At 22.9% G+C, this 15,133-nt stretch carries 8 protein-coding genes and 1 pseudogene; 3 read left to right on the top strand and 6 right to left on the bottom strand.

The window, feature by feature from the left end:
* Nucleotides 1-63: 63 nt before the first annotated feature.
* Nucleotides 64-2,115 (top strand): transcription-repair coupling factor, encoded by a 2,052-nt coding sequence (mfd, locus tag AB4W63_RS01195; RefSeq protein ID WP_367680785.1) that lies wholly within the window; start codon nucleotides 64-66, stop codon nucleotides 2,113-2,115.
* Nucleotides 2,116-2,240: 125 nt separating this feature from the next.
* Here the strand turns inward: mfd and leuD are convergent, their stop codons facing one another.
* From leuD to leuA, 4 genes are all read right to left on the bottom strand, one after another.
* Nucleotides 2,241-2,864: a 3-isopropylmalate dehydratase small subunit gene (leuD, locus tag AB4W63_RS01190; RefSeq protein ID WP_367680784.1), complete on the bottom strand. Its 624-nt coding sequence runs from the start codon at nucleotides 2,862-2,864 to the stop codon at nucleotides 2,241-2,243.
* A 36-nt stretch (nucleotides 2,865-2,900) separates the two neighbouring features.
* A complete protein-coding gene (gene leuC, locus AB4W63_RS01185; protein ID WP_367680783.1) occupies nucleotides 2,901-4,295 on the bottom strand; it encodes a 3-isopropylmalate dehydratase large subunit in 1,395 nt (464 codons plus the stop codon).
* A 4-nt stretch (nucleotides 4,296-4,299) separates the two neighbouring features.
* On the bottom strand, nucleotides 4,300-5,391 hold the full coding sequence (gene leuB, locus AB4W63_RS01180; RefSeq protein WP_367680782.1) for a 3-isopropylmalate dehydrogenase: 1,092 nt from the start codon (nucleotides 5,389-5,391) through the stop codon (nucleotides 4,300-4,302).
* Nucleotides 5,392-5,983: 592 nt separating this feature from the next.
* Complete coding sequence (gene leuA / locus AB4W63_RS01175; RefSeq protein ID WP_367680781.1) at nucleotides 5,984-7,522, bottom strand: 2-isopropylmalate synthase; 1,539 nt, start codon at nucleotides 7,520-7,522, stop codon at nucleotides 5,984-5,986.
* Nucleotides 7,523-8,141: 619 nt separating this feature from the next.
* Between leuA and AB4W63_RS01170 the strand changes: the two genes are divergently transcribed.
* Both AB4W63_RS01170 and bioB read left to right on the top strand, forming a co-directional pair.
* Nucleotides 8,142-9,128 (top strand): beta-propeller fold lactonase family protein, encoded by a 987-nt coding sequence (locus AB4W63_RS01170; protein ID WP_367680780.1) that lies wholly within the window; start codon nucleotides 8,142-8,144, stop codon nucleotides 9,126-9,128.
* 1,367 nt (nucleotides 9,129-10,495) lie between these two features.
* Nucleotides 10,496-11,413, top strand: a pseudogene (bioB, locus tag AB4W63_RS01165) (biotin synthase BioB); the annotation flags it as partial.
* A 752-nt stretch (nucleotides 11,414-12,165) separates the two neighbouring features.
* On the opposite strand, the gene glyA reads toward bioB, so the two are convergent.
* Complete coding sequence (gene glyA / locus AB4W63_RS01160; RefSeq protein WP_367681189.1) at nucleotides 12,166-13,437, bottom strand: serine hydroxymethyltransferase; 1,272 nt, start codon at nucleotides 13,435-13,437, stop codon at nucleotides 12,166-12,168.
* A 90-nt stretch (nucleotides 13,438-13,527) separates the two neighbouring features.
* The gene (hisS, locus tag AB4W63_RS01155) at nucleotides 13,528-14,808 is read right to left on the bottom strand and encodes a histidine--tRNA ligase (protein ID WP_367681199.1); all 1,281 of its coding nucleotides are present in this window, start codon (nucleotides 14,806-14,808) and stop codon (nucleotides 13,528-13,530) included.
* Between the last annotated feature and the right edge of the window lie 325 nt (nucleotides 14,809-15,133).

Genomic DNA, 15,133 nt, shown 5'->3' with positions numbered 1-15,133 from the left:
ATATGTTTACCATTTATATATAACTATATCTTATAAACAATAAATTTTAAAGAAACAAAAACAGTGAATATACAAATTCAACATTGTCTAGAGTTAAAAGTAAACCAACTAGTAGTTCATATAGAACACGGCATCGGATTATATAAAGGGTTAACTACTTTAACGACTCCAAACGGTATTACTACTGAATATTTAATTATAGTATATGCTAATAAAGCAAAACTATACGTACCAATATCATATCTACATCTAATTAGTCAATATCGATCATATACTAATCCTAATATTCCTCTAGATAGGTTAGGAAGTTCTAATTGGAAAAAAGAAAAACACAAAGTATTTAAAAAAATTCGCGATTATGCAGCAAAATTATTAGATACATATTCTTTAAGAATGTCTAAAAAAGGTTTTTCTTTTTCAATACAGTATGCAAAATACAAAAAATTCGTAAAAAACTTCCCATTCAAAACTACTCCAGACCAAGAAAAAGTAATTAATACTGTATTAAAAGATATGCATAAATCTACTCCAATGGATAGGCTAGTTTGCGGTGATGTAGGTTTTGGAAAAACAGAAGTAGCCATGCGAGCTGCATTTATAGCTGTATGTAATGCCAAACAAGTTGCAATATTAGTTCCTACTACTTTGTTAGCTCAACAACATTTTAATAGCTTTTCTCAAAGATTTAAAAGTTGGAATGTCAACATAGGAATCCTATCTAGATTTTCTTCTGATAAACTAATTAAATCTAACATAAAACAAATATCTAAAGGAATAATTCATATTTTAATAGGAACTCATAAAATGTTATTCAGTTCTATAAAATGGAAAAATTTAGGATTATTAATTATTGATGAAGAACATAGATTTGGAGTGTTAGATAAAGAAAAAATAAAGGAAAACTATATTAATATCGATATTTTAACATTAACAGCAACTCCTATACCCAGAACTTTGAATATGACAATTAATGGAATACGAGATCTATCCATAATAGCTACTCCACCAGAAAAAAGACGTTCTATAAAAACTATTGTTGAAAATTATGATGAAAGTATTATAAAAAAAGCTATAAAAAAAGAAATAGAAAGAAAAGGACAAGTATATTTTATACATAATAATATAATGACGATTCAAAAAAAAGCTAATCTACTCAAAAAATTAATTCCAGAATCAAAAATAGCTGTAGCTCATGGAGGTATGAAATCTTCTTATTTAAAAGAAATAATAAAAAAATTTTATTTAAAAAATTTTAATATATTAGTATGTACTACATTAATTGAAACAGGTATTGATATCCCAAATGTTAATACTATTATTGTCGAACGTGCAGATCAATTTGGATTATCTCAGTTACACCAACTGAGGGGTAGAATTGGACGATCTCATCATCAAGCATATGCTTGGTTATTAGTTCAAAACTTAAAAAAAACAACTTTAAATGCTCAAAAAAGATTAGAAGCTATTTCTAAGTTTGAAGATCTTGGAGCTGGTTTTATATTATCTTCTCATGACTTGGAAATTAGAGGAATTGGAAATCTTTTAGGTAATGAACAAAGTGGACATATCAATTCGCTCGGTTTTTCTTTATACATGAAATTATTAAAGCAAGCTATTAAAAATTTAAAATCAGGCTGTTCTACGTCTTTAAAAAAAATGTTATCTTTTCAACCAGAAATAGAACTATATATTATTTCATTAATTCCTTCACAATACATTTCTAATGTAAATACAAGACTATTTTTTTACAAAAAAATTTTTAGTGCTAAAAACAAATTAGAATTGAAAACTATAAAACAAGAACTCAAATTAAAATTTGGAACTATTCCAATAGAAGTTAATAATTTAATAAAAATTTCTTATTTAAGAACAATTTTTAAAAAAATAGGAATAAAAAAAGCAATACTTAATAAAAATGTAGGAAAACTATGTTTTGATAAAAAAACGCCTATATCAAATCACGTGTTATTACAAAATTTATCAAATAATCCAATTTTATCATGGAACTTTTCTTCAGAAACATGTATCCAAATTCACTATAAACTTTGCAATGAAAACGCTAGATTAGAGTGGATTTTATCTTTTGCTCTAAAAATTGCTATGATAGTTACTTAAAATAAACAAACGTTGGTAGATACTAAATCTATCAGACTCATTTTTAGAATCTATATCGTATACATAATATATATTAATTTTTTTTTACTTTAAAAAAATAGATATTACTAATAATCATTATTAAATTAATTTAATGCGTTTTTCTTATATCTTAAAAAAGATGGTATAGATTGTTCATAACTTTTAATTTCTTTTTCGTGTCTCATAGTATAATCAATATTATCTAATCCATTTAATAAACAAAACCTATAAAAAGAATTTATTTTAAAGAAATAATCTTTTTTTCTTATCGTAAGCTTACAATCTAATAAACTAATTGTACAAGATATACTCTCATTTTTTTTAAACAAATTAAATAATTCATTTATTATTTCTTCAGAAAAATTAATTAATAATAATCTATTATTTATAGAATTATTATAAAATATATCCGAAAAACTTGGCGCTATTATAGCTTTAAAACCATAATCTACTAAAGCCCATACTGCATGTTCTCTTGATGAACCACATCCGAAATTTTCTCTAGTTAAAAGAATATTAGCTTTTGCATAAATCTCTTGATTCAATATGAATTTAGAATTTTTTTTATCTTTCAATCCATTTAAATATCTCCAGTTATAAAAAAGATTTTTTCCAAATCCAGTTTTGACATTACTTTTTAAAAACTGTTTTGGAATAATAATATCAGTATCTATATTCGAAACATTTAAAGGAACTACTAAACCAGTATGTCTAATTATTTTTTTCATCAATATGTTTAACCTTTTAAATTAATAATTTGTAAATTACTTACTTATATCTACAAATTTTCCATAAATAGCTGCAGCTGCTGCCATTTTAGGACTAACTAAATGAGTTCTTCCTCCTCTTCCTTGGCGTCCTTCAAAATTTCTATTACTTGTAGAAGCACATCTCTCTCCATCATTTAAAACATCTTTATTCATACCTAAACACATAGAACATCCTGGTAATCTCCATTCAAACCCTGCTGACTTAAAAATTTTATCTAATCCTTCTTTTTCTGCTTTAATTTTAACAGATTTAGAACCTGGAACAACTATAGCATGTACATAATTAGATATTTTTTTGTTTTTAATAACATCTGCTGCCTCACGTAAATCTTCAATCCTTCCATTAGTACAAGATCCTATAAATACTTTATCTACTTTTACTGATAATAAAGATACGTTTTCTTTTAAGTTCATATATTCCAAAGATCTTCTTGCACTATTTTGATCTATTATATTCTTATAATTACTAATAAATGGAATTTTTTCTTCTATATTAATTACCTGAGATGGATTTGTACCCCAAGTAATTTGAGGAGATAAATTATTAACATCTAGTGTATAAACTTTGTCAAACTTTGCATGCATATCAGATTTTAAAGTTTTCCAAAACTCAATCGCTTTTTCAAAGTCATCACCTTTTGGAACGAAAGTACGATTTTTTAAATATTTATAAGTAACATTATCTGGAGCAATTATAGCAGATTTTGCACCCATCTCAATTGCCATATTACAAATAGTCATTCTTCCTTCCATAGTCAAATTACTAATAGTTTCTCCACAAAATTCAACTACATGTCCTGTTCCTCCAGAAGTACCTATTTTTCTTACTATATATAATGCAATATCTTTAGCAGAAACATTATCTTTTACACGTCCAATAACTTGAATTTTCATATTTTTTAAACGATTTTGTGATAATGTCTGGGTAGCTAAAACATGTTCTACTTCTGAAGTTCCTATTCCAAATGATAAAGCTCCAAAAGCACCATGAGTAGAAGTATGAGAATCTCCGCAAACAATAGTAGAACCAGGTAATGTTAATCCTTTTTCTGGTCCAATAATATGGACTATTCCTTGGTCAGGATGATGTAAATCATATAAAGAAATATTGTATTTTTTACAATTTTTCATCAATGTTTGCATTTGTATTTTTGCCATTTTTCCTGATGAATTTATATTGTTACTATGTGTTGGAACATTATGATCCATTGTAGCAAAATTTTTTTCTGGACACCTAACATTACGATTTTTATCTATTAAAGAAAGAAAAGCCTGAGGAGATGTTACTTCATGTAATAAATGTAAATCAATGTATATAATAGGTATAGTATTTTCATCTTGAAATATAATATGTGAATTATATATCTTTTCGTATATCGTTTTTCCCATAATTTTACGCCCTTAAAGATAATAATTTAGCTACTTGACTACCAAATTCATCAGTGCTAATGTATTTTTTACTATCACTAATATCTTTTGTCCTATACCCAATTCTCAAAGCTTCACGAACCGACTTTTCTAGTAAATAAGATAATTTAGGTAATTTCATTGTATAATGTAAAAACATAGATATACATAAAATTTGCGCTATAGGATTAGCAATATTTTTTCCAGCAATATCAGGAGCAGATCCTCCTGAAGGTTCATAAATTCCAAATTCTTTTTCATTAAAACTAGCTGAAGGCAGCATTCCTATTGATCCAATAATAGCAGCACATTCATCTGATAATATATCACCAAATAAATTAGACGATAATATCACATCGAACTGGGATGGATTTTTTATAATTTGCATAGCAGCGTTGTCTACGTATAAATGATTTAATGAAATATCAGGATAACTTTTTGATATACTATGAACAGTTTTTCTCCATAATATAGAGCTGTTTAGTACATTAGCTTTATCTACAGAAGTAACTCTTTTTTTTCTTAATCTAGCTAACTGAAAAGCTATTTTTGCAATTCTTTCTATTTCAAATTTGTAATATATCTCTGTATCAAAAGAATGTTCCATTAATCCACAACCACTATTTCCTCGTGGTTTTCCAAAATATATTCCACCTGTTAACTCCCTTACATATAATATATCAAACCCTATTTTACTGATATCATAACGAAGAGGAGATAAACAATGCAATTCAGGATATATTTTTGCTGGTCTAATATTCGAAAATAAATTAAAATGTTTTCTTAACGCAAGAAGAGCACTTTTTTCTGGACGTAAATGACTGGGAAGATTATCCCATTTTGGACCTCCTATCGATCCCAATAAGACTGCATCAGATTCAGAACAAGAATCTATTGTACATTTAGGTAAAGATACTCCATACTTATCAATTGCTATTCCACCAATATCACATTCACAATGCGAAATATTTAATTTAAATTTTTTTTTTAACACTTTTAAAATTTTGTAACCTTGCTCCATTACCTCAGGTCCTATCCCATCACCAGGTAATATTGTTAATTTAATCTCTTTTTTCATAAAACAACTCTTATTTTTTTTTAATTTTTTAAAGTATTAGATATTTTTTACAATATATTGTATATATATATAAACAAACAAATATCAATATTATATGTCTAATATACTAATTTTATTAGTAATTTACATATTTAAAATATATATAATTTCACATTATTATACTTTTCTACAGTATATATAGATAGATATTCTATCCTTATAAAATATATAAATACATTCTGTTATTTCGTAAAATAAAAATATAGATTTGTTAGTTAAACCTGTTATGCTATATAATTAAAAATTACTACAATAAATTTAAAAAAAAGTAATTTTCTTTAATATAATAAGTACATACTATTATATAGTTGAATTATCCTTAAAAAAAATAAGCAAAACATTTATAAAACTAATTTTTGTTTGTAAAAAATTAATTTACTTATATTTTTTAATCTAATATAGAAAGATTAAAATATTTAAATAAAAAACCTATATTAATTTATAAAAAATTTAAATTTTATTCTTATAATCAATAAATTAATTTTTTTTTAATTCAATTATTTATAAAATCAAAAACTATTTTTTTTTTGTTTAACTAACATATATTTATTTGTTAACTTTTAGCTAATAACATTGCTCTATTGTATTTTTCAATATCATTTAATATTATTACTAATGATTTGACAATTGCTTTTGAAAAACTTATAGAAGAAGTTTTTGAATAAAATATTCTTTTTTTATATAAAACTGACATACTTATCATTCCAATTTCTTTTTTATTCTGCATTTGAACTACAAATTTATAATTATTTAAAATAATTGGCACATTAGTTATGTTAATAATAACTTCTGTTATAGAATTTACTAAATTATTACTTTTTGATAATGATTGTCCTTTTAATATATTTTTTCCGTATAATAATTCTATAAAAACCATGTAACTATTACTAGAATAAAGTTCTACTTTTAACGATTTTAAAAAAAATGAGGTTAACTTATATTTATCATCTAAAAAAGATAATATCTCTAAATGATAATCAAATACTTGTCCAATTTTGTCAGATAACTTCAAAAATTTTTTATATAATACATTTAGATTATAATCTGCTTCTTTATAACCCATGTTATCCATATAAAATTTTATTGCAGCTCTACCAGAACGTGATGTTAAATGTAACTGTTTAGCTTTAAAACCAATATCTTCAGGAAAAATTATTTCATAATTTTTTCGATTTTTTAATATTCCATCCTGATGTATACCTGAAGAATGAGAAAAAGCATTATTTCCAACAATTGCTTTATTTTCAGGTATTAAAATATCACATGTCGAACTGACAATTTTACTCGTATCATAAATGTTTGAAATTTTAATACTAGTATACAAATTTAATAATTTTTCTTTGATTTTAATTGCCAAAATAACTTCTTCTAATGCAGTATTCCCTGCTCTTTCTCCTATTCCATTAATTGTTCCTTCTATTTGTCTAGCTCCTGCTTCTAATGCAGAAATAGAATTACCAGTAGCCATTCCTAAATCATCATGACAATGAACAGAAATAATTGCTTTACCTATATTATGAACCTGATTGCAAACTTGTGAAATAATTTTTTTATATTCACTAGGAATAGTGAATCCAACTGTATCAGGAATATTAATTGTTGTAGCACCAGCATCTATAACAGCTTCTATAATTCTACAAAGATTTTGAATAGAAGTACGTCCAGCATCTTCACATGAAAATTCAACATCATCTGTGTACCGTTTAGCTCTTTTTATTCCTTTAACAGCCATTTCTATAATTTCATTAAAAGTTTTTTGCAATTTAGAAGTTATATGCAAGTTAGACGTTCCTAGGAATACATGAATTCTAAATTGTTTTGATTTATTCATCGCTTCTGCTGCTACATCAATATCTTTATCGATACATCTAGCTAAGCTACATATTCTACTATTTTTTATAATATTAGAAATTGTTTGAACTGCTTTAAAATCTCCTGGAGAAGACACTGGAAATCCTGCTTCTATAAAATCTACTCCTAAGTCTTCTAAAGATAAAGCTATTTTTAATTTTTCTTCTATACTCATACTTGACTTTAAAGATTGTTCTCCATCACGAAGAGTTGTATCTAAAATAATAATTTTTTCTTTCATTATCTTCCTATTCTATAACATTTATCTATACTAAAAATAGATTACATATTGCTAATATCAGCTTAAATCAAATACTATTGTTTTACAATATACTGTAATCCACTAATAATAGTTTATCAATATTTAATAAAAAACATTAAACTACTATAATTTTAAATTTATTTAATTATCTATTTTAACAAAACTATATTTTTTTAATTTATTCATAACTATAAATTACTTAGCTTTTAAAGCAGTAACAAATATAAGAATATCTTTTATAAAGTATTTTTATATACAAATTTTATGTTTTCTAATATCTATTATTTTTTAAAAACCATGATTTTAAAAACATCTAACCTATTTAAATATATAATTTTACTCTGTAAATAATAATAAAAAAAAAATATATATTTTTTAAATAATTTATATATAAATATATGTAAAAATAAAAATTATTAAATAAAACACCAATATTTTAAATTCTATAAAATTGACATATATTTTTATGTTAAAAGTACATATAATTTCTATATAAATAAAATTCGTATTAAAAACATGTTTTTTATGCATGCTTTCTTATTTACTTTAATTTAAAAAAATTATATATGACTTGTATTATTAAAACGAGAGAAAATTAATGGATAAATATATATATATCTCTAGTCCTGGAGATAACTCAATTAAAATTTTAAAATTTTTTAAAAAAAATATAACAGTAGTTCAAGAAATGTATACTAAAGGTCAAGCACAACCTATATCTTTAAGTAAAAAATACAAATTAATATATGTTGGAATAAGACCTAATTACAATATAACAACTTATAAAATTTTAAATAATGGAAAAATAGAGGAAATATCTACTTTCGCATTACCAGTACCTTTAAATTATATTGATATAAATAAAGAAAATAATTTATTAGTATGTAGTTCATATCATGGATCATTATTAATCATTGTAAAATTAAATGAAAACGGAATTCCTATAACTATTTTAAATACGTTTAAAAATGTTAATGGTTGCCACTGTTCTAAATTTTATCACTTAAAGAACAGTATAATTGCAACTGCATTGAAATCAGATTCTATTTATATTTTTAACTCTATAAACAATAAAAAACATTTTGAAAGATTACAATTTTTAGTTGAAAAAAAATCTGGACCACGCCATCTTGCGTTTCATCCAAATAAAAGTTTTATTTTTTCTATTAATGAATTAAATGGCACAATAAATGTATGGAAAATAACAAATAATAAATTTGGTATAAATAATGTACAAAAAATAAATTTACTTCCCAAAGAATATAACAATTCTATATGTTATTGGGCTGCCGATATTCACATATCACCATGCGGAAAATATTTATACGCGTCAGAAAGAAATAATAGTATAATAACATTATTTGAAATTAATCAAAATAATTTTAAAATTTTTTTTAAAAAACGTTATTTTGTAGAAAAACAACCTCGTACATTTTTTATTGATAAAGAAAAAAATTTGCTATCTGTTGTAGGAGAAAAATCAAATTTTATTACAATATACAAAATTTCTAAAGATAATGGTGAACTTTTTCCTATAATAAGGAGTTATGCTGGAGAAAATCCTGTATGGGTCATTATGAATTAAATCAACATTAACTTAAACTTATATACTTGATTTGTTAAATTTTATTAAATTTCATATAAATTTTTTTTATACATTTAATATTTGAAATCATTACACATGTTTTTAATAAAAACAACTGTAATATATATGCTATTTTAAAAATAAAAAAAAATTTTATTAAAACTTTAAATACAGAATTAACTAAATATATGATCCGTAAGATTCGTAACAACCATATTATAAAATTTTAGAATCAATTGGTTTCTATTTTACAATATGTTACTTAAATACATTTGATATTTCTATAATCTAATTTTTTTTTATTAAAAAATTTCAATATAATTTATGTATTAACAACAGTAATATTTTTTATCTATTTTATATTATAAAAAAAATAACAGTATAGAATAAAATATAAATTTCTTAACTTATTAAATTAATTGATCTATTACATAAATAAAATCTCATTTCTAATTATTTTAAATAATTAAAGCAAGATACATATATGAATTTTAGATCAAATATATCTTGTATATAAAACTTGTTTTTTAATATTCATTAAATGTTAATCGAAAATATTTTTTCTATTCTTTTAACGTTAAAAATTAACTAAAAATTATTTTTTATATATATATTTGAAAGTAAAAAACAAGTAAATACTATTTTTAATATTGAAATAAAATAAATTCATATTTATATCTATTTAAATTATTACCACTATAAATTTATAAATTAAACTTTGATTATTTAAAAAAATAATAATATAGCAATCTATAACAAATATGTTTAATTACATTAATAAATATTAAAATGTACTAAAATAAAAATATATAATTAACATCTATATTTTATTCTTGATAAAAAAAACCAATAACATTTGTTTCAAATAAAAAAAATTTTCTATTATATTTTTCCTAAATTACATAGAATACATATTCTTTTAATTGAGAAAAATTTTTCAATCTTTTACAACTAATTGCATAATTATTTAAAAAATAAATGTTTTATTTAAAAAAATGAAAACTTTATCAAAATAAATAAATTATTTTTTTAAAAAATTACTATATAACACAATTCTGTATTACTAAAATAGTAGTCTATGTTTGTTTTTCTTATTTAGTAAATTTAAATGCAATTAAATACGTCTATATATAAAAAACCATAAAATTTTATATATTATTTTAAATTTATTAAAATACCCTGAATAATTTTTAATACCTTTACCAAACATATAGCGCTTAATTAGTTGTTAAACGATAATAATTCTATATGTTTTTTTATATTAGAATATAAACCCTATTTATTTATTTTAATTTAAATCTACAAAAATTAAAATTAAGATTTGTCATATATGTATTTATAAATACTATGAAATTTATGAGAAAATTATGAAAAAAATTTGGACTTTAAAAAAAATTCAACAGTTATTTAAATTACCTCTTTTAGAACTGTTATTTTTATCTCAAACTATACATAGAAAAAACTTTCCTCCTAATACTTTACAAATAAGCACTTTACTATCAATCAAAACAGGATCTTGCCCTGAAGATTGTAAATATTGTCCACAAAGCGCACATTATAAAACAAATATAAAAAAAGAAAAATTATTAGAATTAAAAAAAGTTCTTTTAGAAGCTAAAAAAGCAAAACTATCAGGTTCAGACCGATTTTGCTTAGGAGCAGCTTGGAAATCTCCATCTGAACAACATATTCCATATTTAGAAAAAATAATAAAAAAAATTAAAAATATGGGCATGGAAACATGCATGACATTAGGAAGTTTAACAAATCTACAAGCTAAAAGATTAGCTCGTGCTGGATTAGACTTTTATAATCATAATTTAGATACTTCTCCTAAATTTTATAAAAATATAATTACTACTAGAAAATATGAAGATAGATTAAGAACATTAGAAAATGTAAGAAAAAATGGAATAAAAATCTGTTCAGGAGGAATAATAGGACTAGGAGAAACTGTTCAAGATAGAATAGAACTACTTATGGAATTATTAAATCTTCCTAGTCCACCAGAAAGCATACCAATAAATATGCTAGTAAGAACAAAAGGAACTCCTATGGAAAATTATCAACCTATAGATCCGTTTGAGCTAATTCGAGTAATCGCAGTTACGAGAATTATATTCCCTTCTTCCTATATTAGATTATCTGCTGGAAGAAAAAATATGAACGAACAAACCCAAGCAATGTGTTTTATAGCAGGAGCTAATTCTGTATTTTATGGTTGTAAACTATTAACAACAAAAAATCCAGATAAAGAAAATGATCTTCAATTATTCAAAAAACTAGGACTAAATTTCAAAAATACAATAACCGATAAAAAAAATAAAAATATAAACATAATTACAAAAAATAAAAAAAATAATACTAAAAAAATGTATTATAACGCAACTATTTAAATTAAAAAATACATATATATATAATTTTTTATATGAAAAAAATAGTTTATAACGTTACATAAAACTTAAAATTTATGTAACGTACTTACAATATAAATTTAATTATTAATGCTAAAAATAATGTAAAACTCTATATAAAAAATCGTTATTTTAGTAAAAAAATATTTTTTCTCAAAAGAAATAACTAGAAAATTATTTTTAAACTTTAATCTATTTTAGAATCTAAAAAAATAGATAACTTCTATTCATTTATACATATCAATATTTACGTTAAAGATATTTTTACTATAGTAAAAGCCATATCTTCATAAAAATAGTAAAACATCTTACTAAAAATTTTTATTTTAATAAAAAAATAATATATAAATTACTAATATGATAAATACATAAATAATGTTTACATTAAATAAATAAACATCATTAATTTTTAATTAATAGTTAAACTTATTTACATTTTAAATATAAATACAGCTAAACTTAAAATATTGATATACTATTTTTAATACATATATATATATTTTATTTATAATTTTATTCCATATTTATTAATGAAATATATATATATATAAATTATTTTTTCTGTAAAAAAAATTTTGTAAGTTTAAAGTATACTTAATTATTCTACTTTAAAATTAAATAAGTTATGGTATATACTTATATACTGGAAACAAGACACATAATTTTTTTACTTTTAATTTTACCTCATCAATTTTGTCTATATTATTTATATTATTTATATTATTAAGAACTTTCATTATCCAATGAGATACTAGTTTAGATTCTTTTCTTCTAAATCCCCTACGGGTTATAGCAGCTGTTCCTATTCTAATACCTGAAGAAGTAAAAGCACTTTTTGTATCATTAGGAATACTATTTTTATTCACTATTATATTAGAACGACTAAGATAGTATTCGGCTTCCTTACCAGTAATGTTTTTATAACTCAAATCTATTAAAAAAAGATGATTATCTGTTCCATTAGATATAACTTTAAAACCGTTTTGAATAAAAATTTCAGACATATATTGTGCATTTATTAAAATTTGTTTTTGGTATGACAAAAAATCGGGTTTCATAGCTTCTTTAAAAGCAATAGCTTTAGCAGCTATAACGTGCATTAATGGACCTCCTTGACTTCCTGGAAAAACAGACATGTCAATTTTATGATAAAAACTTTTTTTTTGATTTTTTGACAAAATTAAACCACCTCTAGGTCCACCTAAAGTTTTATGGGTAGTACTTGTTACTACATGAGCATAACGAATAGGATTAGGATATAATTTTGCTGCTACTAAACCAGAAACATGAGCTATATCTACTATAAAATAAGCACCAATTTTGTCAGCAATATATCTCATTCTTTCCCAATCACATATTCTTGAATAAGCAGAAAATCCTCCTATAATCATTTTTGGTCTATAATTAATTGCAATTTTTTCTAGTTTAGAATAATCTATAAATCCAGAGTCGTTTACTCCATATTCAATAGAATTGAATATTTTCCCTGAAAAATTTACTTTAGATCCATGAGTCAAATGACCTCCATGGCTTAATGCTAATCCTAATATTAAATCCCCTGATTTTAGCAAAGCAGAATATACTGCAAAATTTGCCTGAGATCCAGAATGAGGTTGAACATTAGCATAATCAGCATCAAATAATTCTTTAGCTCGTTGTATAGCTAATAACTCTACTTTATCAACATTCTCGCATCCACCATAATATCTTTTATGTGGATAACCTTCAGCATATTTATTCGTTAAACAAGATCCTTGTGCTTGCATAACAGAAAAACTAGCATAGTTTTCAGATGCAATTAATTCTATATGTTCTTCTTGTCTTTTTTTTTCTTTTTCTATAATTTTCCATACATCTAAATCATGAATTTTTAAATCATTATTTTCAATAATCATTATTTTCTCTATATATTAAATGCACAATTTATTTTTTATTAAATATTATTAAAAATAAAAAACTATAAATAATAGTAAAAGTATTTTTTTTTAAAAAAAAATTTTTTTTAAATATTTTATTAATTCTTTTTTAGATACAATCATTTGCATGTTATTTTTTAAGTTTTTAACTAAGACTGTTTTTGTAAGAACTTCTTTCTCACCTAATATTAAAGCTACTGTAGTATTGCACCTATTTGCTTTTCTTAATTTATTACTAATATTACTAACTAAAAAATCAATTTTAATTTTTAGTGTAGGAAAAACTGTTCGTATATTTTCTGCTAATTTTAAAACAATAAAATATATTTCCTTTTTTAAAAAGAATAAGTAAATATCTATAAACGATGCGGCTTCTTTTAAAATCATAGATTCTTTTCTTATTAATAATATTAATCTTTCAATTCCTACAGCACATCCTACTGCACTTGTTGATTTACCACCTATTTGTTGAAATAAAGTATCATACCTTCCACCTCCACACACTGTATTTTGAGATCCTAGAGAATTTGTTTTCCATTCGAACACAGTATCATTATAATAATCTAATCCGCGTACTAATCTCGTATTAATCTTATACTTAACATTTACTTTATTCATTAATAAGCATAGTTTTTCAAAATGAAATTTCGATTTTTCATCTAAATAATCTAGAATTACTGGAGCTTCTTTAAGTAGACTTTGAATAGCTTTATTCTTAGTATCTAATATTCTTAATGGATTAGTATAAATACGTTTTTTTGAATCTATATCTAACTTTTTTTCATATTTTTTTAAAAAAATAACTAAATCTTTTATATATAGACGTCTAGCACGTTTTGATCCAATGGAATTTATTTCTAAATAAACAGAATTAGATAATTTTAAATCATGCAATAAACGAGAAAATATCATTAATAATTCTAATTCAATTTCTGGTTCGCTAATTCCAAACACTTCTATTCCTAATTGATTAAACTGACGATATCTTCCTTTCTGAGGACGTTCATATCTAAACATAGGACCAACATACCATAACCTATTTTCAGTAATACTATTTAATTTATTTTCTATTATTGTTCGAACACATCCAATAGTACCCTCAGGTCTTAAAGTAATGCTGTTATTTTTCTTATCTTTGAAACTATACATTTCTTTAAGTAAAATATCTGTACTTACTCCAATAGTTCGTTGAAATAACTCTGTATTCTCAATTATTGGAAATTGGATTTCATTATAGCAATAACTATTAAGAACATTTATTATTTTTGTTTCTAGAAATCTCCAAATTCTCATATATTCTGGTAGATAATCAGAACATCCTCTAATAGACTGTTTTATACTTTTCACTATATTTAAAATCATTTATTCTGAATAACATTATTTTATCATATTGTATTTATTTAATAAATTTTTATCTAAAGTGAATTAGCAATATTATAAAATCTAACATTAAGCATGAAAAAAATCTGAACGTTATTTTTTATAATATCTATACAAATTTATATTATTAAAATAAACAAAGAAAATTAAAGCTTAACTACGTATGTTTTTTGAATCCTTTTAATGTCCATCAGCATTGCACTTTAATAAATATATATGTTTTTCAATAATCATTAATTTTTTATTAAAATAATAAATCTGTGAAAATAGATAATATCCTATGAAATTTCTCGGT

The sequence above is a fragment of the Buchnera aphidicola (Anoecia corni) genome, from assembly GCF_964056675.1.
Taxonomy (GTDB): Bacteria; Pseudomonadota; Gammaproteobacteria; order Enterobacterales; family Enterobacteriaceae; genus Buchnera_E; species Buchnera_E aphidicola_B.
This window is presented reverse-complemented; position numbering and strand designations above follow the sequence as displayed.